The organism is Nocardia sp. XZ_19_231 (assembly GCF_015355705.1).
GTDB classification, from domain to species: Bacteria; Actinomycetota; Actinomycetes; order Mycobacteriales; family Mycobacteriaceae; genus Nocardia; species Nocardia salmonicida.
Map to the genome: position 1 here is coordinate 154,908 of NZ_JACUZI010000006.1, position 20,201 is coordinate 175,108.

General features: G+C 66.3%; 23 protein-coding genes and 1 tRNA gene. 6 read left to right on the forward strand and 18 right to left on the reverse strand.

What is annotated here, in order from left to right; all coding sequences use genetic code 11:
• Positions 1-12 precede the first annotated feature (12 nt).
• From IBJ82_RS25870 to IBJ82_RS25905, 8 genes are read right to left on the reverse strand one after another with little or no spacing between them, the layout of a single operon-like run.
• Complete coding sequence (locus IBJ82_RS25870) at positions 13-2,088, reverse strand: AAA family ATPase (protein WP_194828590.1); 2,076 nt, start codon at positions 2,086-2,088, stop codon at positions 13-15.
• Positions 2,085-2,864, reverse strand: coding sequence for a hypothetical protein (locus IBJ82_RS25875; protein ID WP_194828591.1), 780 nt, complete (start codon positions 2,862-2,864; stop codon positions 2,085-2,087). The genes IBJ82_RS25870 and IBJ82_RS25875 overlap by 4 nt, the downstream gene beginning before the upstream one ends.
• Complete coding sequence (locus IBJ82_RS25880) at positions 2,861-3,280, reverse strand: RRQRL motif-containing zinc-binding protein (protein WP_194828592.1); 420 nt, start codon at positions 3,278-3,280, stop codon at positions 2,861-2,863. The genes IBJ82_RS25875 and IBJ82_RS25880 overlap by 4 nt, the downstream gene beginning before the upstream one ends.
• Positions 3,277-3,585, reverse strand: coding sequence for a hypothetical protein (locus IBJ82_RS25885; RefSeq protein WP_194828593.1), 309 nt, complete (start codon positions 3,583-3,585; stop codon positions 3,277-3,279). Before IBJ82_RS25885 ends, IBJ82_RS25880 begins: the two co-directional genes overlap by 4 nt.
• Positions 3,582-3,986: a hypothetical protein gene (locus tag IBJ82_RS25890; protein ID WP_194828594.1), complete on the reverse strand. Its 405-nt coding sequence runs from the start codon at positions 3,984-3,986 to the stop codon at positions 3,582-3,584. Before IBJ82_RS25890 ends, IBJ82_RS25885 begins: the two co-directional genes overlap by 4 nt.
• Positions 3,983-4,132 (reverse strand): hypothetical protein, encoded by a 150-nt coding sequence (locus tag IBJ82_RS25895; protein ID WP_194828595.1) that lies wholly within the window; start codon positions 4,130-4,132, stop codon positions 3,983-3,985. Before IBJ82_RS25895 ends, IBJ82_RS25890 begins: the two co-directional genes overlap by 4 nt.
• Complete coding sequence (locus IBJ82_RS25900; protein ID WP_194828596.1) at positions 4,132-4,407, reverse strand: hypothetical protein; 276 nt, start codon at positions 4,405-4,407, stop codon at positions 4,132-4,134. The genes IBJ82_RS25895 and IBJ82_RS25900 overlap by 1 nt, the downstream gene beginning before the upstream one ends.
• A complete protein-coding gene (locus tag IBJ82_RS25905) occupies positions 4,404-4,613 on the reverse strand; it encodes a helix-turn-helix domain-containing protein (protein WP_370585482.1) in 210 nt (69 codons plus the stop codon). Before IBJ82_RS25905 ends, IBJ82_RS25900 begins: the two co-directional genes overlap by 4 nt.
• 141 nt (positions 4,614-4,754) lie before the next feature.
• Between IBJ82_RS25905 and IBJ82_RS25910 the strand changes: the two genes are divergently transcribed.
• Both IBJ82_RS25910 and IBJ82_RS25915 read left to right on the forward strand, forming a co-directional pair.
• On the forward strand, positions 4,755-5,522 hold the full coding sequence (locus tag IBJ82_RS25910; RefSeq protein WP_194828597.1) for a helix-turn-helix transcriptional regulator: 768 nt from the start codon (positions 4,755-4,757) through the stop codon (positions 5,520-5,522).
• Positions 5,497-5,964, forward strand: coding sequence for an NUDIX hydrolase (locus IBJ82_RS25915; protein ID WP_194828598.1), 468 nt, complete (start codon positions 5,497-5,499; stop codon positions 5,962-5,964). The genes IBJ82_RS25910 and IBJ82_RS25915 overlap by 26 nt, the downstream gene beginning before the upstream one ends.
• Here IBJ82_RS25915 and IBJ82_RS25920 read toward each other — a convergent pair.
• The 4 genes from IBJ82_RS25920 to IBJ82_RS25935 all read right to left on the reverse strand — a co-directional run bounded on the left by IBJ82_RS25920 (position 5,957) and on the right by IBJ82_RS25935 (position 9,041).
• Positions 5,957-6,505: an HD domain-containing protein gene (locus tag IBJ82_RS25920; RefSeq protein WP_194828599.1), complete on the reverse strand. Its 549-nt coding sequence runs from the start codon at positions 6,503-6,505 to the stop codon at positions 5,957-5,959. The genes IBJ82_RS25915 and IBJ82_RS25920 overlap by 8 nt on opposite strands.
• A gap of 62 nt (positions 6,506-6,567) precedes the next feature.
• On the reverse strand, positions 6,568-7,503 hold the full coding sequence (locus IBJ82_RS25925; RefSeq protein WP_194828600.1) for a tyrosine-type recombinase/integrase: 936 nt from the start codon (positions 7,501-7,503) through the stop codon (positions 6,568-6,570).
• A gap of 98 nt (positions 7,504-7,601) precedes the next feature.
• A tRNA-Ile gene (locus IBJ82_RS25930) sits at positions 7,602-7,675 on the reverse strand.
• Positions 7,676-8,036: 361 nt separating this feature from the next.
• Positions 8,037-9,041, reverse strand: a complete 1,005-nt coding sequence (locus tag IBJ82_RS25935; RefSeq protein WP_194828601.1) for a zinc-binding dehydrogenase — start codon at positions 9,039-9,041, stop codon at positions 8,037-8,039.
• 496 nt (positions 9,042-9,537) lie between these two features.
• Here IBJ82_RS25935 and IBJ82_RS25940 point away from each other — a divergent pair, with 496 nt between their 5' ends.
• Entirely contained in the window at positions 9,538-10,041 is a 504-nt protein-coding gene (locus IBJ82_RS25940; protein WP_194828602.1) for a hypothetical protein, read from the forward strand.
• A gap of 5 nt (positions 10,042-10,046) precedes the next feature.
• Here the strand turns inward: IBJ82_RS25940 and IBJ82_RS25945 are convergent, their stop codons facing one another.
• The 5 genes from IBJ82_RS25945 to IBJ82_RS25965 all read right to left on the reverse strand — a co-directional run bounded on the left by IBJ82_RS25945 (position 10,047) and on the right by IBJ82_RS25965 (position 15,764).
• Entirely contained in the window at positions 10,047-11,819 is a 1,773-nt protein-coding gene (locus IBJ82_RS25945; protein WP_194828603.1) for an SDR family oxidoreductase, read from the reverse strand.
• 43 nt (positions 11,820-11,862) lie between these two features.
• Positions 11,863-12,957, reverse strand: a complete 1,095-nt coding sequence (locus IBJ82_RS25950) for a PDR/VanB family oxidoreductase (protein ID WP_194828604.1) — start codon at positions 12,955-12,957, stop codon at positions 11,863-11,865.
• Complete coding sequence (locus IBJ82_RS25955) at positions 12,954-13,853, reverse strand: metal-dependent hydrolase (protein WP_194828605.1); 900 nt, start codon at positions 13,851-13,853, stop codon at positions 12,954-12,956. Before IBJ82_RS25955 ends, IBJ82_RS25950 begins: the two co-directional genes overlap by 4 nt.
• A gap of 115 nt (positions 13,854-13,968) precedes the next feature.
• Positions 13,969-14,967, reverse strand: coding sequence for a YdcF family protein (locus tag IBJ82_RS25960; protein ID WP_194828606.1), 999 nt, complete (start codon positions 14,965-14,967; stop codon positions 13,969-13,971).
• Positions 14,968-15,068: 101 nt separating this feature from the next.
• Positions 15,069-15,764: a rhomboid-like protein gene (locus tag IBJ82_RS25965; RefSeq protein WP_370585483.1), complete on the reverse strand. Its 696-nt coding sequence runs from the start codon at positions 15,762-15,764 to the stop codon at positions 15,069-15,071.
• 87 nt (positions 15,765-15,851) lie between these two features.
• On the opposite strand from IBJ82_RS25965, the gene IBJ82_RS25970 reads away from it, so the two are divergent.
• Genes IBJ82_RS25970 through IBJ82_RS25980 form a run of 3 tightly spaced genes read left to right on the forward strand, consistent with a single transcriptional unit; the run spans position 15,852 to position 17,919 of the window.
• Positions 15,852-16,136, forward strand: coding sequence for a plasmid stabilization protein (locus IBJ82_RS25970; RefSeq protein ID WP_194828607.1), 285 nt, complete (start codon positions 15,852-15,854; stop codon positions 16,134-16,136).
• Between the two features lie 21 nt (positions 16,137-16,157).
• Complete coding sequence (locus tag IBJ82_RS25975) at positions 16,158-17,117, forward strand: TIGR03557 family F420-dependent LLM class oxidoreductase (RefSeq protein WP_194828608.1); 960 nt, start codon at positions 16,158-16,160, stop codon at positions 17,115-17,117.
• 28 nt (positions 17,118-17,145) lie between these two features.
• Entirely contained in the window at positions 17,146-17,919 is a 774-nt protein-coding gene (locus IBJ82_RS25980) for a DUF72 domain-containing protein (RefSeq protein WP_194828609.1), read from the forward strand.
• 97 nt (positions 17,920-18,016) lie between these two features.
• Here IBJ82_RS25980 and IBJ82_RS25985 read toward each other — a convergent pair whose 3' ends face one another.
• Positions 18,017-20,050, reverse strand: coding sequence for a CocE/NonD family hydrolase (locus tag IBJ82_RS25985; RefSeq protein WP_194828610.1), 2,034 nt, complete (start codon positions 20,048-20,050; stop codon positions 18,017-18,019).
• Between the last annotated feature and the right edge of the window lie 151 nt (positions 20,051-20,201).

Below are 20,201 nucleotides of genomic sequence, written 5' to 3' on the forward strand. Positions count from 1 at the left end.
GTGATTGCGGTTTCAGGCCGGGCGGCGCTTGGACATGTCGATCACCGGCGCCAGATCAGCCGGGTCCGAGGCTTCGGTGTCGGTGAACCTGTCAAGCCCGGCCAGCGGGCGCATCCGCTTGAGCTCTCCGTCATCGAGCGGCGACACACGCCCCCACCGGGCACGCCCACCGGAGACCTGGACAACGTCGCCCTTCTGCATGGCGCGCAACCGATTCGGCGGAACCAGGAACTGATCCGAGGACTGCACGTTGCCCTCATCGCCCGCGGCGTTGCCGCCGATCAACTTCCGCGACAGCTCGAACTTCGGGCGGGTGCCGTAGATCTTGGCCAGCGTCTCCGGATCGGTAGAGCGGCCCAGCAACGAACCACCCGACGCCGCCGAAACCAGGGCGGTTCGGTTGTCGTCGTCGTGGCCCAGGCCCTGCCAGGACTGCGCGATCCACCACGACCCGATACCGGCCTTACGCAACCGTTCGACCCACTTCACCGCGCGGGTCTTGCCGTCCGATACCGCGGAGAACTCGTCGACCACGAGCAAGCTGGTGCGGCCGTGCTGCTTGTCGGCCAACTGCTCGAACATCGTTCCCAGCGCACCGAACTGACTGCGCGCCCGGTCCGGGGTCTTCACACCTTCGAGGACGATGTAGATCAGGTCGAAATCGGTCAGTTCCTTGTCACCGTCGAACGCGTTGCCCAGCGACCGGTACAGGTTCGCGAACTCGGCGCGAGCGGAGTTCATCACCGGCTGCTTGCCGTCGATGGTCGACGCGATCTCCATGTCGATGCCCTGCACACCCGACCACGGCGTCACGCCCGCCTGGCCGCCCCACAGGGCCGACAGCTTCTCCACGTCGAACCGCGACAGGAATTCCAGCCACGACCGCGGCGGGTTCTCCCCCACCGGCGTCGGCACGCCGTCGATCAGCTCGACCCGCGCCGGGGCATCCACGATCAGGTGAATCAGGGTCTCGCGGATCTCGTGGAAGTAGCGCTCGGTATCGGTCGTCGGGGTCGAACCGCCCGAGATCATCGCCGACAGAATCGACCGCAGATCCTCCACCGTGGCGTTCCACATGCCCAGCGACACATCGTCGGGGAAGATCCCGATCCGGTCGGCACGAACTCCCAATGCGGAGAACCACTTACGCATCCGTGCTGCGACCTTGCGCGACTCCGGGCCACCGTTGCAGTCGACAACGACCACCAGCGGGCGACCGGGCCGATCGGCACGCCACCACTGCCGGTGACGGGTCCAGGTCGTCACGAACCAGGACACCAGCACACGCAGCATCAGCGTGGTCTTGCCCGAACCACTCGATGCGACCGAGGTCATGTGCTCGGCGACGTTGATCCACGGCAGGATCAACCGAGTCTCGGTGCGCCCGAACAACGTCCGGAGCACGTTCTGCGGCGGCGCCTGGTCGGTCTGGGTCGACAACCGGCCGATGACCAGCTGCGGGCTGACCCACCCCGACGTAAACGGCAGACGCCGGCGCGACAACCTCGCCGCGGCACGCTGCTCGCGCTGCGCCTGGGCCCACAACGCCCGCTCGGTACGCGCCGGGGACTTCAACCCGACCGTTGCCAGCTGCACGCGGCGGTTGGCGTGCGCGACGGTCGCTGTCAGCCACGCCATCGGAACCAACACCACGGCCATGCCGAGCAGACCGGCCGTGTACTGCCCATCCATGAACTGCCGTGAAGCCTCGGTCGCCATGGTGCCCGGCGCCAGCACATCCCACGCCCACAGCGCGGTCGCGCCTGGCATCGCGAGCAGGCTGCCGATCAGCCAGTTCCGCAACCGGGTCGGCTGCCAACCGAACATGGTCGCCGGAACCAAGATCATGATCGTCATCACCAGGATCGCAACCACGCACACCGCCATCAGCAACGCACCGTCGGCGACACCATCGAGCGAGACCTCACTGAGCTCGGGAACCCACCCGATCGGGTCGGACTCCAGCCCGATCGGCGGCATCGTCGGCACGACGTGAATCTCCGGAGAGTTCGTCGGGGTCGCGGTCAGAACCGGCGTCGGCGCGTACGGCGCGCAGTCAGCCGGGGTGATCATCGGGGTGCAGCTCATTGCGACACCGCCTTTCCGTTCTCGGTTCGGTCTGAGACCTGGGGGTTTTTGTGATCAGCGGCTCCGCCCGCGATCACCCGGAGCCCGGGTCGCAGGTCAGGAGAGGACGTCTCGGCCTTCTGCTTGGCCAGGAATTCGTCCAGATCAATCAGCCGCATCTGCGGCCCGTCGGTGGTGTCCAGGCCCGCCGCTGCTGTCCGGATCACCGTCTTGACCGCCTCGCCGCGGCAGTAGTAGGCCAGGCCGACGCATTCAGCCGACTTCGCGACCCGGTGGGCCTGGAACACCGCACTACGCGCCGCGACAATGCTTTTCGCGGTCAGCTCGACTTCGACCGCCCACAGATCGCCAGCAGGGGTGACGTAGCGGCCGTCGTGAATGTGCTGCCGCGACTCCCCCTGCTTGGTCGGGCCGACTTCCCCACGCAGTAGACGTTCGGCGGTCCAGCGATCGAGATCTGTGCCAGTGAGCGCCAGCCGCAGTTGAAGGACGGCCTTCGTGTGCGCGGCCATCTTGGGGGTCGGCACCCAATAGCGCACCTGCCTGCCCAGCAGCGCCTCCGCCGACGACTTCGTCGGGAAGATCCAGGACGGCCCCGGTACCGGGCGCAGGCGCCGGTCGCTGACCATTCCGGCGGCGGTCCACTTCGCCGTGATCCTGTAGGCGCGATTGACGCTCACACCCAGCATCTCGGCGACTAAATCCATTGGTGCGCCGTACATTTCGGCCAGGATCGTGAGACCGGACATGTCCCGCGGTGAGAGTCGAAAACTCATCGGTCCATCCCTTCTCGTTCGGTATTGCGGGCAAGCGCGTCGGCCAGTGCGCTGCCCGATGTCGTGTAGCTGCCCAGCGCGCTCGTCGGCGCATTCCAAGCAGGTCCGGGATCTCCGGTCGGCTCGTCGAACTCGGCACGGGCCACGCCTCGGCGTTCCGCGGCGCGCAGCTGGCGCTCGCGGGTGGCCTTGGCCAGCGCCGCTCGTTGCGCCTCGCTCGGCTGACGTTTCGGCGCGGCCTTCGCCACGTCGAAAAGGTGCGCTACCAGCGGCTCTTTGCGGCTGCCGCGTGAGCGGGTGATCCGGCCCGCGATGTCTTGGCCGTTCGGGCGCAAACCCTCAGCAGCCAACTGGCGACGTGTGCGCAAATGCTCTGGCGCGGTCCGCCATTCGTAGGTCGGAATCCCCTCACTCATCGCGTCACCTGAGTGGGCTGAACCCGCTGCACATGCACGCAATCGGTGCGCTCCACTTCGTGCGCCCGGCAGATATTCGGGGACTCGACGTAGGACTGCTGGTCAATCCAGGCGACCGAGCAGCCGACCATCCCGATCAGGACACAGATGGCCAGCACGATCAGACGCAGAGCAGGCGGCAGGTGGTTCACCGGGGCGTAGACCGCGCCGATCCCGGCGAACTCCGGCCGAGACATCGACCCAAGCGCGCTGCGCCCGACCCGGTTGCGGTCCTCATGAGGGGCCCGGAACATTCCGCCGCTCATCGCTCCGAACCGTCCCGCTCGGCGGCGCGTGCCATCACGTCTGCGATCGCATTGCCCGACTCATTGCCTGTCGTGGCCTGCTCGATGTGCGGTGCAGTACGGACCTGTCCCGCGCATTCCCGCGAGAGGTCGAGCCAGGCCTCGTCCAGTACCGAGTTCCTGATCCAAGCGCCAAGGTTGCGCCCGGCGTACTCGACTTGCACTGCGCTGGCCACGAATCGACGTGTTTCGGGGTCGTACCCGGTGAAGTACTGGTCACCGTTACTTCGCAGACCAACCAGCTTGGCGTGCAGCGCTTTTGCGCGCCGACGCATCGCCGCCTGATCCTGGATCAGACAATCCAGCTCAGCCAACAAATCGGCAGGGTCCTGGAACTGCTCCGCGCTGCGCTCGGTGCTCATCGCCGTACCCCCGCCCGCTTCGACGAGCGCCACAGCCACACAGCACCGACGACCATCAGGACGAATCCCAGGACGTCCGGCGCGATCAGCGCCAGCGAACCAACGGACAACAGCGCAACGGCGATCGTGAACGTCTTGGCGCGCATCACAGCTCACCGCCCCGGCAACGACGTTCGCGACCCCGGCGACGCGACTGCGCCGACTTGAGTGCCAGACGGGTGTAGTGCGCCTTACGTGCCTGATCCGCGCGGTAGGCGCGTTCCTCCGGGCTGAGCAGCCCATCAGGGTCGACCAGACGGTCGAACTTGCTCTGCATCGCCGCGCGGGCCTTTGCGGTCCGCTCGGCACGGTCACCGGTCCGAGACCACGACTCGTGCGCCGCGATCCTCGCCTGCAAGGTGCGTTCGGTCGGCGTGCTCATGCCACACCGCCTGCAGCCAGCTCGGCCGGACGAACCAGCGCAAGCAGTTCGGAGCGCTCGACGCGGAGCAGGCGCCCGTTGATCCGGTACCCAGCGATATCGCCAGCTGCGATCCAGTTTCGGATCGTCTTCGAGTCGACGTCGATCAATGCGGCAGCCGTCTTCAAGCTGATCAGATTTCGCGACTCGGATGCGGATTTATCCACGTTCCATCTCCTTGCAAAGTGGGAAAGTTCCTGTCTTTCACCACTTTTCGGGAATTTGGAGGACTACTTCACCGCATAGGTGGACGAACGCAGACGTCTGACGTAGAGTTAAGACGTCCCTAGACGTCCCTTGGAGGAATCATGGCGAACGAACGACTTCGCGAGGCGCTCCTGCGCAATGGCCTCGACATTTCCGACGTCGCCGATCGTGCTGGCGTGGACTCGAAGACAGTCGAGCGCTGGATCACCAAGGGGCGCGCGCCGTACCCGCGCCATCGGCACGCAGTCGCGGCGCTCGTTCGGGAGTCCGAGAACTACCTGTGGCCGGACGCCGTGTCGTCAGAACGACGAGCGGAGGTCAGCGAGTCCGAGGTGATCACGGTATTTCCCCACCGCAACGACATCCCTTCGGACCTGTGGCGGCGGCTGCTGGCCTCCGCGACAGAGCGGCTGGACATCCTCGTGCTCGCAGGACTGTTCCTCGCCGAGGAGCCCGAGTTCACCAAGGCCGTCCGGAAACGCACCCGCGAAGGATTGAAAGTGCGGATGATCTTCGGTCGGCCGACCGCACCCGAAGCTGATAAGCGCAGCGCGGAGGAACGCCTGGCGACGGGAACCGTGGGGGCACGAATCAACAACGCCCTCGCGCTGGTCCGGCATCTAGGCGATATCGACGGCGTGGAGCTCCGCTATCACGACACCACGCTGTACAACTCGATCTTCCGATTCGACGACGAGATGATCGTCAACATGCACGCCTACGGTCTCCCCGGCGCCCATGCCCCCGCGATGCACATCCGCCAACTGCCCGCCGGCGACCTTTTCGATACGTACATGACTAGTTTTGAGTACGTGTGGGCCACGGCGACGGAGGACGACGGCAATGGGACGAATCGACTACTTCCATGACCCGGCAGCACCGCAGCCGAACGCCATTAAGGTGGCGGTCAGCGCGGTGGTGCTCGACAAATCAGGTCGAATCTTGATGATCCGGCGTACAGATAACGACCTGTACGCCATACCAGGCGGCGGACTCGAAGCAGGCGAGACAGTCAGCGAAGCCGTGGCGCGCGAAGTCCTCGAGGAGACTGGCATTCGCGTGGAGGTCACCGACCTCGTTGGGGTCTTCTCGAACCCGGAGCACGTCATCGCCTACGACGACGGCGAAGTCCGGCAGGAGTTCTCGATCTGCTTCCGTGCACGACCAACCGGAGGATCGCTGCGCACCAGCGAGGAGTCCAAAGAGGTCTTGTGGGTGGCACCTGGCGCGCTCGACTCGCTCGACATCCATCCGTCGATCAACCTGCGGATCAAACGCGCCTTGGAAGCAGCGTCGCCGTATTTCACCTGACCTCGACGCCAGCGAGCTGCGCGGCAGCGACTGTGCGTTCAGCCGCGGCTACCAACTGAGGCGCTGACTCCTCGACAGAAGCAGATACGACGTGGTCGGGCCCGTAGCGGTCGAGAACTTCCGCGATCCGACTCCGAACGTCGGTACGTGCACCTGTCGGCGTTGTGGACATGTCGGCCCACCACAGAGCATCACGCAGCGGCGTCTGTTCGTCCTCCCACAGCAATGGCACACCGCGGCGGCGGGCTTCGACACACGCACACGAATGGTTCGCGACTAGTGCACACAGCCTCTGCGATGCGCCCTGAGCGCGAAGGAACTCGGCACCGTCGACCGGATGGAATCCCGTTGTAGCCAAACCGGCGCTGTACCCGATGTCGTGCAGCCAGGCCGCGGCCACGAGCATCTCCGGATCGTCGACCGCGTCGGCCACCGTTGTTGCCCGTAGTGCCACACCCTCGACATGTCGGAGTCGACGCGGCAAATCCCGGAGCTGCTCACGGGCGACCCGTTCAGCCCACGCCACGAGATCGTCGTTCATGACACTCACGGTATCGCCAGCACACGACTGCGCGCACTACCGAGCCGTCCGTCGGCGTCGGCCTACAGCTGATCGCCTAGCCGCGCCCTTCGGTGCGCATCTTTTGCCCGCTCATCGGCCACCGACTTGCCGTACCGGTCGAGCATCTGACGTGATCGCCAGCCTGCCAACATCATCAGATCCTGCTCCTGGCCGCCGTTGGCTAGCCAGTTGTGCGCGAACCAATGCCGAAGCATGTGGGGGTGGATGTGTTCGATCCCTGCCGATGCTGCGCGCCGTTCCAGCATCTGCCGAATACCGTGGTCGGTCATCGGACCCATTCGGCCCAACCACAGCGCTGGCTGGCCGTTCACCGCCTTCGGGTGCTTGGCGCGAACGCGAAGATACTTGCGGATGGCCGTCCTGGTCTTGTCGCCGAACGGCGTCGACCGGGGGCGGCGGCCCTTGCCGAGTACCAGCACCGTGTTCTCTGCGAAGTCGAGATCATCCAGCCCGAGCCCCGCCACTTCGCCGCAGCGGCAGCCAGTATCGGCGAACAGGCGGATGATCGCGTTGTCCCGGCGGTCATCGAAACTCGGTCCCGAGCACTCGTTCAACAAGGTGCGTAGAGAGTCCGCGTTGGGCACGGGCACGATCTTGTCGGGTGCGTCGGGTAGCGACAGCCGATCGAATGGGTCCGCGGGGATGATCTCCTCGGCGAACAGGTACTTGAAGAACTGCTGCAAGCTGCGGTACTGGCTGCGCGCGTACTGAGGTGAAAGCAGCTCGCCCGTGCGGGAATTTGGCCGAGTCAGCAGGTGCTCGATGTAGCCACCGATGACGTCGCGCGAGATGGCCGGCGCGTCCGTCGGCAGGGACATCTCGACCAGGTAGGCGGCGAAGTAGTCGATGTGAGTCGCGTAGCCGTCGATCGTCCGCTTGCTGCGGTTCTTCCGGCGCAACTCCGTGGTGAAGTCGTCCTTCAGCTCCCGAATATCGTCAAGATCAAGGCCTCCCATGGCCTCCACAGTACGGCAATAATCCATTGGTTCACATGCACTGTGCTGGATCAAAATGTCTGGTGCGAATCAGAGATTCGCAGGTCAGAGGGGGAAAGTGGGGCGGGTGGGGCTCGAACCCACGACCAGCGGATTATGAGTCCGCGGCTCTAACCGACTGAGCTACCGCCCCTCGCCGCGGGGGTCTCCGCGGGCGAGTCGCATGGTACCCGGCGGAGTGCGGGGTTGACCACTTGGCGCGGTGGTCGTGTCGGGCTGAATACAGGAACGGCGATCGGGGCGCGGCTTCCGAGGAAGACGCGGCGACCGATCGCCGTTGTGTGCTACACCCGAGGGTAAGGGTTACGAGCGCTCGGCTCGTTGGCCTCCCCGCACTCGAACTTCGCGGTCGCGACGTTCGATGTTGCCCCCTGGGTTGCTGGCCACCTTGATGACTCCTACTACCAACAACAGAACCGCAGCTATCACTGCGACGATAATCAGTCCCTGCACGAACATAACTTAACGTGTATTCCGTTGCGGCGCACAATAAGTTACAATGACGCGCCGATCGTCAACAAGGTACGGCCAAGGGCGGAGCGGCCTTCGATCGCCGCATGAGCCTGTCGCACGTCCTCGATCGGGAAGGTTTGCCCGATAACGACTTCGAGCGAGCCCGTGGCTACCGCTTCCTGAGCGCGGTCAGTGATGCCGACCCAATCGACGTCGTCGCCGACGATATCGAACAGGCCGAGTACCGTGACGCCACGTGCGACGGCCGCATCGGTGTCACCCTGCGCGAAATCACCTGCGGCGGAACCATATCCGAGGAACAGGCCCTTGTCGGATGCGGCGATCAACGCAGCGCCACCAATGGCACCACCCGCGCCGTCGAACACGACCGACGCTCCCCCGCCGGTGATCTCGCGGACTTGCTCCTCCCAGCCCTCGGCGGAGTAGTCGACTACCGCGGTGGCACCCAATCGTGTTGCCAGCGCGAGCTTTTCCGGACCGCGGGCCGCGGCGACAACCTGCGCGCCCGCTGCGACCGACAGCTGGATGAGCAGGGTGCCGAGTCCTCCTGCGGCGGCGGTGATCAGAACCCACGAATTCTGTTGCACCGCAGCCCTGTCGAAGACAGCAAGGGCGGTGCGACCGTCATGGGCGAGGCCGACGGCTTGCTGGGTGGTGAGCGCGTCGGGGATCTCGGTCAGAGTGGCGGCCTTGGCAAGGGATTTCTCGGCGTAGCCGCCGATGGGCAGGCCCCCGCCGATGCCGCTCGCGGCGGTCTGGGTGACGACGCGCTTGCCGAGCCAGCCGGGGTCGACCTCGGCGCCGACCGCGCTCACCACGCCACCGATCGCACCACCGGGGACGTAGGGCAGACTCAGCGGGAAGAAGTCCTGACCCCATCCGCTGCGCAGCCGGGTGTCGAGGAACATCACGTCGGCGACCTCGACGTCGACGACCACCTCGGCCGAATCCGGTTGTGGCGCCGGGAATTCCAACACTTCCAGGACCTCTGGCCCACCGAATTCCTTGACCTGCACTGCACGCATGGCGACTCCTTCGTGACGTTGACCGAACGAGTCAAGGATGAAACCTCGAGCCGAGTTCAGGTCAAGCGCACTAGGACGTAGGTCACACGATCAGGAACCGCCGCCGCAGCTGCTACTGCTCCCACCCCCGCAGCTGCTGCTACTCCCGCCGGAACAACTGCTGCTACTTCCGCCGTTGCAGCTACTGCTGCTCCCACCGCCGCAGCCACTGTTCGAACCCCCACCGCAGCTACCGGACGGACCGCCCGGATCCCACGGCTGACCCGAGGTCCCGTCGACGTATCCGGCCATCCCGGCCGACCCGGCCACCCATCGCCGGTCCAGCGGGGGCGCACCCTGCGGCTGACTCGACTTCTTGATCAGCCACACGATGGTCGTCACCACCGCGCCGATACACATCGCTATGAAACCGAGCACGAGCATTATCACCATGCCCGCAGGCTAACGCCCGAACCCGCCCCAAGCACCCCCACCTCCAGTGGCCTTACAGTGAATTGTGGCGTTCTCTTTCCTCCGGCCCGGCACACGGCAAGTCGACCTCCCCACCGTCGACCGCACCGTCGCCGCCCTGCATCTGCCCGAAGCGATCTTCAAGACCTCGCCCTGGCAACCTCGCGAACTCGTGGAAACCGGTCTGCGCCAATGGTTACGGTGCTGCGGCGCCGCCATTCGCGACGACCAGGTGATCGGCATGCCCTCGCACGCGGTCGACGAGGCGTGGCACGGCTTCATTCTCTGCACCCAGCTCTACGCGAACTTCTGCGAGCAGGCTTACGGACGTTTCCTGCACCATTTCCCGGAGGGCGTCGGGGAGAGCACGCAGAATCACGGCACCATGGTCGAACAACTGGGCCGCACCGTGGTCGCCTGGTCGCTGGTGGCGCGACCGGACGAAGAGTGCGTGCTGTGGGACCTGGACCGCAAGGTCGGCGTCGAGGACCCATGGGGCGTGGACGCCCGGCACGTTGCCGCCGTGGAGGAGCAACTGCGCCGGGCGTAGCCGACTCAGACCAGCTTCATCCGGCGGGCGGCGAACCGCACCGCGCCGGGTGCGATCCGGTTGATCCGATACTGCACCCACGATTCCGGCGTCACCGGCACGATGTCGCGCCCGGTCCGCACGGCCTTCACGATCTGCGCCGCCACCCGGTCGGGGGTGTAGCCGCGCCGCTCGTAGAGCTTGTCGAACTTCTGCTGCGCGGCCGCCTCTTCCTCGGCGGAGACGCCCGAGATGCGGGTGGTGGCAACGATATTCGTATGCACGATGCCCGGGCACACCGTCGACACCGAGATGCCGCGGTCGGCGAGTTCGGCACGCAGGCAGTCGGAGAACATGAACACCGCCGACTTACTGGTGGCATAGGCCGCCATGTCACGCTGTGGACTGTAGGCAGCCATGCTGGACAGGTTCACGATGTGCCCGCCGAGCCCACGATCGGCCATCGCCGCGCCGAAAGCCCGGCAGCCGTTGACGACACCGCCGAGGTTGATCCGCAGCACGCGGTCGAACTCTTCCGACGGAGTGTCGAGGAACCCGCCTGCCTGGCCGACACCGGCATTGTTGACCAGCACATCGGGCACGCCGTGCGCGGCGATCACCGTGTCGGCGTGCGCGCGCACCGCGTCCTCGTTCGACACATCGAGCGGATAGGAGTGCGCCACACCACCTTCGGACGCGACGAGCTCGGCGGTGGCCTTGGCGGCGATCTCGTTGACATCGGAAACCACCACTTCGGCACCGAGCCGCGCGAACGCCAGCGCGGTCTCCCGGCCGATGCCGCTACCCGCACCGGTGACGACAACCAGCTTGTGCTCGAATTCCCTATGCGCAGTGCCCACTTCGGCCCTGGCCAGTCCGCGCGAGATGCCCGCACCGTCGAGCGCGTCGATCAGCTCGGTGGTCGCGGTCGCGAGGAGCTCCGGATGTGAGAACGGCATCCAGTGCCCGGCGGGAACGTCACGACGCCAGAGCCGGTCGGTCCACTTGCTCGAATCGTCGTAGCCCGCGGGCCGCACGGCGACATCGCGTTCCGCCACGATCAACTGCACCGGCACCTCGGTGTGGCGCTCGCGCGGGGACAGCATCCTGGCCACGATGTTGGCACGATAGATGAGCAGCCCGTCGACCATGTCGCGGCGGAAGGTCGGGCCGAGCTTCACATTGGCGGCGGGGGTGTCGTTCATGAGGGAAACCGCGCGCTGCCACACCTTTTCGGTGCCGATGGCGTTGAACGTGGCGCGCGGCAGCCCGGGAGTCATGAAGAAGAAGGTGTAGGCCGAGGAGGCGAGCTGGGTCATCGGCTGCCACACATTGCGCAGGGTGGGGCGGGAGAGCCGGTCGCGCACCCAGCTGGACAGGTGGTCGAGGTTGGGGCCGGAGACCGAGGTGAACGAGGCGACGCGCGCGGTGGCCTGCGGCTCGCACACCGCTTCCCACACCTGCACCGAACCCCAGTCGTGGGCGAGTACATGCACGGGACGGTCGGGGCTCACCACGTCGATCACGGCGTAGAAGTCGCGCGCGAGTTCGTCGAGACGGAAGTCGTCGGTGCGCTGGGTGCGGGTGGATTCACCGTGGCCACGGGTGTCGTAGGCGACCACGTGGAAACGCTCGGTGAGCAGCGGAATCACCCTGTCCCACAGGTGATGTGTGTCGGGCCAGCCGTGCACGAGCACGATGGTGTCGGCGGCCGGGTCGCCGTATTCGAACACGGCGATGTCGAAATCACCGCTGCGGACGGTGCGCTGGTTCGCAGGCTGCGGGCTGTCGTTCGTCATGATCTGTCGGACTCCCTGTCCACTGAGTTGTCCCCGAAAAAATTCACAGGTCGAGCACCAATCGCTCACCGCGGGAACGGGATACACACGCGAGCATGGCACCCTCGGCACGATCGGCATCGGAGAGCACGGTCTCGCGATGGTCCGGAACACCTGCGCGGACCCGCACCACGCAGGTGCCGCAGAAACCCTGCCTGCACGAATAGGGCTGGTCGGGGCGCGTATCGAGAATGGTGTCGAGCACGGTGCGGTCGGCATCGACGGTGAGCACCTCGCCGCTGGAGGCGAATTCGATCTCGAACGGCGTGCCGTCGACGACCGGCGGCGGCGAGAATCGCTCGAAATGCAGCTCCACTTCGGGCATCTCGCGCACCGCGGTGACGATCGCCGAGGTCATCGGGGTCGGGCCGCACGCGTAGACGGCGGTGCCGGGACCGACGCCGGTCAGCAGATCCGCCGCGGCGGGCAGACCGTGTTCGTCATCGGTGCGCACTACGACATTCGCGCCGAAACTCTCGATCTCGGCCAGGAACGGGATGGTGTCGCGGCTGCGTCCGCTGTAGACCAGCGTCCACGGCACACCGAGCCGGTGCGCGAGCCGGGCCATCGGCAGAATCGGCGTGATGCCGATGCCACCGGCGACGAAATGCAGTCGCCGCGAGGGTGATCCGTGCCCCGGCACCGCGAACGGGAAGGCATTGCGTGGCCCGCGGACCACCAATCGACTGCCCACCGGCAGTGCGTCGTGCACCTCGATCGAGCCGCCGCCACCGCCGGGAATCCGGCGCACCGCGACCCGGTAGGCGCGTTGGTCTGCGGGGTCGCCGCACAGCGAGTACTGCCGTAGCCGGCCCGACGGCAATTCGAGGTCGAGGTGCGCGCCGGGCCGCCAGCGTGGCAGGACGCGGCCGTCGGGTGACTCGAGGCGCAGGCTCACCACATCCTGGTCGTGCGCTTCGATCCGGCGTTCGGTCACCACCACGGGCAGGCGGCGGTCGTCGACGCGCGGTCGCAGATCATGGCGGTTGACCAGCGCGGTCCAGCGCAGCCGGGCGGTCGCAACCGCGTCGATGATCTTGATCGCCGGGTCGTGACGACGCTTGCCGTAGAGGTCGGCCGGGATGTCGCGAGTGGTCACGATGCGGCCGCGCGGGCACCCGGCGAAGCGGCCAGGTAGGCGATGGCCTGCGCCGTGGAGCCGACCGATTGCGGGTTGTACCCGGGCTGGAAGGTCGACAGCGCACTCACCAGCAACGACGGAACGCCGGGCAGCGCACCACGCCACATCGCCGCGAACACCCCGCCGAGCAGCCGCGTGTAGCCCCGATCGGACAACTGCGGGTCCTGCTGCACAAGGAAGCGCGCCCCACGCACCAACACCACGAGGAAGATCGGGAAAACCAGCGTCATCGCCGCGCAGCGGCGCACGTACCCGACCCCGAAGTACTCCGCGACGTCGTGGGCGACATTGCGATGCTCGACCTCTTCGGCACCGTGCCAGCGGAACAGGTCGACCATCCGCGGGTCGGCGCCGAACTTCTCCAAGTCGGCGTTGAGAATCCAGTCGCCGAGCCAGGCGAAGAAATGTTCGAGGCAGGCGATGAAGGCGAGCCGTTCCACCAGCATCTGGCGGCCGACGCGATCCTCGCCGCGCGTTCCGAGCGAGATGCGGAACAGGTATTCCATCTGCCGCAGGTAGGGGTCCGCGTCGACGCCGTGCGCGGTGAAGACGTCCTCGAGCACCTTGCCGTGGGTCTGCGCGTGCATGGACTCCTGGCCGATGAAACCGAGCATGTCCTCGCGCAGCTTCTCGTCCTTGACGTAGGGCAACGCCTCGCGATAAGTCTCGATGAACATGCGCTCGCCCTCGGGCAGCAGCATGTTCAGCGCGCTGATCAGATGACTGGCGATGGGTTCGGCGGACATCCACTGAAGGTCGACGCCGGACCAGTCGAAGGTGACATTGCGCGCGTGCAACGCCACCACGCCCGGATCGATCTCCGGATTTTCTCTTCCCCAAGGAAATAACTTCATCGGTACTCCTCGATCAACCGCGCACGGTTACCCGCACACCAGGTCGCGACGTTGCGTCCTACTCGGTAGCTCCGATGATACAACTATCCATAACTTTACGTAACACCTAAATTTGTCATGCGGCTTCACCGAAGATCGCCAGCGCGACCGGCGCGGCCACCAACAACGCGCACATCACGGCGTTGAGGACCTTGTACCGGACCAGAATCCCGACGTATTCGCGCAAGACGGCGCTGGGTAGGTAATAGCGCGCCGTCGGAGCGCCGACGGCCTGGGCGTCGAGCCCGACCGAGCGGGCGAGCAAGGCGGTCCGCAGGACATGGAAATTGCTGGTGACCAGCAGGATGCGACTCTCGATCCCGTGTCGGGCGAGCAGTTCCCGGCTGAACAGGAGGTTCTCACGGGTAGTCGTCGAGCGATCCTCCCGCAGGATCTCGTCGTCGCGCACACCGTGCTCGACCAGGTAGGCGGCCATCGCGGTACTTTCGGCGACCTTCTCGTCGGAACCCTTGCCACCGCTGGTGACCAGCAGCGGTGCCGGGCCGCGCGCGGCGCGCCAGATACCCAGCGCGCGGTCGAGCCTGCTCGCCAGCAACGGTGGGACCCGGTCACCGAGCAGGCCGGAGCCGTGCACGACGATCGCGACGGCATCGTCGGTGCGGGTCACCCAGCCGTAGACGACCGAATAGAACAGGAAAGCGACCAGCACGAATCCGAGATAGGCGGCGACGAGCACTACCGCCAGCAGCAACACCCCGAACACCGTTCCCTCGGCGATCACCGCCATCAGCAGCAGCACATACGGAACCAGCAGCGCGAGGCCGAGACCGAGGGAGAGCAGGTTCGCCAGGCGCACGCCCTCGCGGCGCAACATCACCACGCCGTTGACCATCAACAGCCCGGCCAGGGTCAGCACCAGCAGCGGCGACATCGCGAGCGCGAAGAAGACCAGAGTTCCGACGGCAGCTCCTTCGGCGCCCGAACCGATCAGCGCGGCGCCCACACACAGAATTCCGAGCAGCAGCACCACTCCATTGCTGAATCGGCGCCGCTCCTGACGGAAGCACAGCGCGAACACACCGAGCAGAACCACACCTATCGCCAGCAAGATCACCAGCCCACCCTAATGAGCACGGGGCTCGCAGCGATCGCCAGTCCCTGACGGATGGCCTGAGCAGAACACGGAAATAGACTTGAACAGCTACTAGCAAGCAATCAGCGCTCGGCGGCGAACCTTCGCTTCAGCAGTACGCCCGGATCCCACCGGCGTCCGCGACGTCGCGTCAGCGGGTAGCAGGCGAACCCGATGGCGGCCGCGCTCGCGTGCCCGATATCGGTGAACGTGCGGTTGAGGAAGATCGGCGGAACCACCACCGCGAGCACCGCGAGCACGTACACCCAGCGCCACGGCGTCACGAACCGGTAGGCGAGCACCGCGGCGACACCGGCCAACCCGTAGCTCACGCCCACATCGAGGATGTACATCGCCCGTTCGGGCGCGTCCTCGCTACGGATCGCCCACAGCACCACGCCCTGGCTGAGATAGGTGGCGCCCACGTGCGCGAGCACCACGACCACGAGCCAGCGCAGGGTGCCGAGCCAGCGTTCGGCATTGGCGTGAAAGAGCGTGAACAGCACCGCGTAGGCGAGCCATCCGCTGCCATCGGTCCAGAACGCGCTGGTGATCAGCACGCGCACGGGGTCTTGGCCGAGGTGGTGCAGGTTCGTCGACCGGTGATCGAGCCACACCCTGGCTTCCTCCGGTGGCAGGAGATCGATGATCACCGTCGTCACGGCGAGAGCGGTCAGCCACAGGTAGGTGCCGGGCGCGCTGCGGATCCACCGCCACCCGCGGTTCGCCATCCTGCTCGGTGCGCCCACCGGATCAGTGTGCCAGGCACGGATTGCCACAGCATTGCTGTGGACTCCTGTTTCCTCGGCCGATCCGCGGGTAGGCGGCCATCAGAGTCGACATCCCGATCGGAGGAGGAGCAGGTTATGCCCCAGCAAGCGTGGAGCGACAAGCGCGAACGGCAGTACAAGGACATCAAGAAATCGGAGCGCGAGCGTGGCCGCAGCGAGAAACGCTCCGAGGAGATCGCCGCGCGGACGGTGAACAAGACTCGCGCCCAGCACGGCGAGACGAAGGGGTCGGGCGGTCAACGGAGCCAGGGCAGCGGCAAGACCCGCGATCAGCTCTACGAGGAAGCCCGCCGCCGCAATATCGACGGCCGCTCCAAGATGAACAAGCAGGAATTGGCCAACGCTCTCGGCCGCAGCTGACCCCACTGCGAAAGGTGCGCCATGCAGCTCGGATTCAAGTTGGCGGCCGAGGCATTCGGCCCGAAAGAGCTTGTTCGACAGGCAGTTCGGGCCGAAGCGGCCGGTTTCGATTTCGTCGAGATGAGCGACCACTTCCACCCGTGGCTCGATAATCAAGGCCACTCACCGTTCGCGTGGACCGTACTGGGAACGATCGCGGCCCGCACCGAGCAGATCGGGCTGGCTACCGGCGTGACCTGCCCGATCATCCGCTATCACCCGGCGATCATCGCTCAGGCCGCCGCCACCACGGCGCTGGTGTCCGACGGGCGGTTCACCCTGGGAATCGGTTCGGGCGAGCGGCTCAACGAACACGTTGTCGGCCATGAGTTTCCAGCGGTGGCGATCCGGCAGCGGATGTTGCGTGAGGCGCTCGAGATCATCCGATTGCTGTGGCGCGGCGGTTACCGCAGCTACTACGGCGAGTTTCTGGAGCTGTCGGACGCGCGGGTGTTCGATCTGCCGGAGACGCTGCCGGTTATCGCGGTGGCCGCGGGTGGGCCCAGCGCGGCGAAGATCGCCGCAGAACTCGGCGACGGACTGTTCGCCACCGAGCCGGATCCCGAACTCGTGCAGACCTTTCAGCAGCACGGAGGCTCGGGGCCGCGCTATGTCGAAGTGGGTGTCGCCTTCGCCGAGACCGATCGCGAGGGCGCCGAAGCCGCGCTGTCGACGAACCGGTGGTCGACCGGGGGCTGGAAGGTGATGAGCGAGCTGCCCAATCCGGCGAACTTCGCTGCCGCCTCGAGCACCGTGCGAGTCGACGACATGCTCGAATCCTTTGTCTGCGGCAATGATCCGAAACGCTACGTCGAGGCGGTACGCAAGGCCGCCGACGCGGGCTTCGATCATGTGGTGCTGATGAACGCGGGACCCGATATGGACGCGTTCCTCGATTTCTACAGCAGCGAACTCGCGCCCCTGTTGCGCTCGGAGATCTGACCCGCGCTCCGGAGGGAGGCAGGCGCGAATGACCATGCACGTCGGGACGTCCGGCTGGCAGTACCGCGACTGGCGCGGCGTGCTCTACCCGCAGGGACTGCCAGTGCGGCGGTGGCTCGAACACTATGCGCAGGAGTTCGCGACGGTGGAGTCGAACAGCGCGTTCTATCGGCTGCCGAGCCTGGAGAACTTCGCCGCGTGGCGGGAGCGCACGCCCGAGGGCTTCGTGATGGCGGTGAAGGCGAGCCGCTACCTGACCCACATCAAGCGATTGCGGGATCCGGCCGAACCGGTGCGGCGCCTGCTCGACAGGGCCGAGGGGCTGGGCGAGCGGCTCGGTCCGATCCTGCTCCAGCTGCCACCGACCCTGCGCGCGGACCCTGATCTGCTCGACAACTGTCTGCGCTGCTTCCCCGACTCGGTACGAGTGGCGGTGGAACCGCGCCACGAATCGTGGTGGACGGACGAGACCCGCGCCGTCCTACAATCCCGTGGCGCCGCGCTGACCTGGGCGGACCGCGATTCCCGGCCGGTCGCACCGCTGTGGCGGACCACCGACTGGGCCTATCTACGTCTGCACGCCGGCCGAGCCACTCCCCTGCCGTCCTACGGCAAGCAGGCATTGAGCGGCTGGGCGCATCGGCTGCTCGACACCTGGTCACCCGACGCCGACAGCTACGTCTATTTCAACAACGACCACGGCGGCGCGGCGGTGCGTGATGCCGCGACCTTCGCCCACCTGGCTGCGGCCGCGGGCGCGGATGCCACTCGCGTGCCCGATGTACATGCGACCGCAGGCTGATCGGCGAGCAACTGCGCGCAGGATAAACGGCGAACCCCGCCTCGAGGCCGCGCGATCGAGGATCCGTCGCGCAGTCGGAGGCGGGGTCAACCGGATGTCACCAGCCGGGATCGGTGTCCAGGGGGACGTTGATCCAGCTCGGGCGGGACGGATCCAGCTCGAGGTGCTGGGTGCGTAGGCCGCTTTCGTTCAGCAACGGGCGCAGCGGGATTCCGCTGGGGAAGTTGCTCGCGAAGACGTCGACGCGCAGGCGGTGGCCGGGGAGCAGGACGCCGTCGGTGGCGCGGACGCCGATGTCGATCGTCGTCGGCTCGCCGGGCACGATCGGCTGACGGGTATCCAGGGTGAGGTACGGATACGGGTCGGTGTAGTCGCCGTTCGGTGAGCGGGTCGCCTTGGGCTCGTCGACCGTGCGCAACGACGCCGTCAGCTGGCCCTGCGACCAGACCGTCGAAGTACCGTCGGGCGCTACATCATTCACCGTCACCGTCCAGTAGCCGTCGGTGGCGTCGAGCACGGTGTTCAGGTGCGCGGCGATCGACCCGGAGATCCTCGTCGGCTGCGAGACCGGCGCCGTGGTGAAGGTGAGCGCGGCCCCTTCACTGATCCGGGCGTCCTTCGAGCAGACGTCGGGGAGCGGAATCAGTCCGGCCGTACCCTGTGCGGCATCACGTGAGCAGATGGTGGTCAGACTCGGATCCACCGAGAGCCGCTGTGCGGCACCGGGAGCGGTGCGCAGGCTGCCGTCGTGGCGAGCGCCCGGCGCGGTGCCGGAGGAGGCCGCGTCGAGGTACAGCCGCCGGTGCTGCATGCCGGGCCGAGGGAAGGCGACGTCGGTGGTCCACTGCTTACTTCCCTGCTGCCACAAGGTGACCGGGTCGTAGCGATCGATGCCGTTGTCGATTCCCTTGAGCCACTTGTCGAACCACGCGCGCTGCAACGATTCCAGCGGCGCGGGCGCACCCGGCTGACCGAGGCCCGAGCTCACCGTCACGTGGTAGACGTCGTCCATGACGAGCTTCTTCTGCTCGGCGGGCACGTTCACCGCGTTGTAGATGCGCGGGGTGGAGTAGGTGAAGATGTCGTGCCAGCCGCCGTAGAGGAAGGTCGGCACCTGCACCTGTTCGGGCGCGCCGACCCATGCGGTCCGCAGCGGGCTCTCGTCGTCGAGGATCGAGGCCATCTCCGGCGGGATCTGGTCGATGTTCGGGGTGGTCAGCGCGGCGATGAGGACGTTGAAGAAGGTGAACGGATCAGTCACCCTGTCGCGCAGCCAGACCCAGTCGAATTTCCCGTTCAGCATCGACATCAGGTCGGGCAGCAGTTTCGCACCGTCGACGGCGAGCAGCCAGGCCGGGATGAACCCGATCCCGAGCGCACCACCGGGGGCCGCGACATCGCGGATCAGGTCGCTGCCCGGCACGACCGGGAAGATCGCCTTGAGCGCCTCGGGATGCCGCTGCGCGGTCTGGAGCTGGTTGATCCCCGAGTAGGAGATGCCGCTCATTCCGATCTTGCCGTCGGACCAGCGCTGTTTCGCCGCCCAGTCGACTACTTCCACACCGTCGATTTGCTCGCGTTCACCGAACACCTGCCAGGTGCCCTGCGAGAAACCGGTGCCGCGCACGTCGACGACCACCTGGGTGTAACCGCCGCGGATCAGGTTCCGGTCGACGCCGAAGGTGCGCGCCGCGCCGCCGGGCAGCGCGTGCATGATGTCGCTGAGGCTGCTGAAACCGAACGGCGAGAAGTCCAGGTTCTGCAACACCGGCATCAGCAGGTCCGACAGGCCGGGCACCGCGAGCGCCGAGTCGGCGAGGTTGGAGACCAGCTTGGTGTAGGGCGTCATGTTGACGATGGTGGGCGTCGGCTCCGCGACGGGCTGACCGTCCGCACCGGCCGGGTGATAGACGTTGGCTTTCAATACGGTGCCGTCACTCATCGTGATCGGCACGTCCCACTCGATGAAGACGTTGGGGTACTGCTGCGGCCCGTTGTGGGTGGCGACGAACTGCGCGTCGAGACCCTCGGCGTTCGGCGATGCTTGCCCGAGCGGCGCGGATGCGACGGCCCCCGCAAAGACGACGACGGATGCGATCAGCGCGGCTAGTCGCCCACGTTGTTTGATCATGCTTCGGTTCAGCCCTCCACCATCGGGAACCACAACGTTCCCGTACCGGGAAGTAACGTAGCGTGGGTCACGTTCGATCGCAAGAACATGTTCTGGGCGATCCACGATCAAGCGCCCGCGCGCACCCCGCCGCGGCCGCCTGAAACAATTG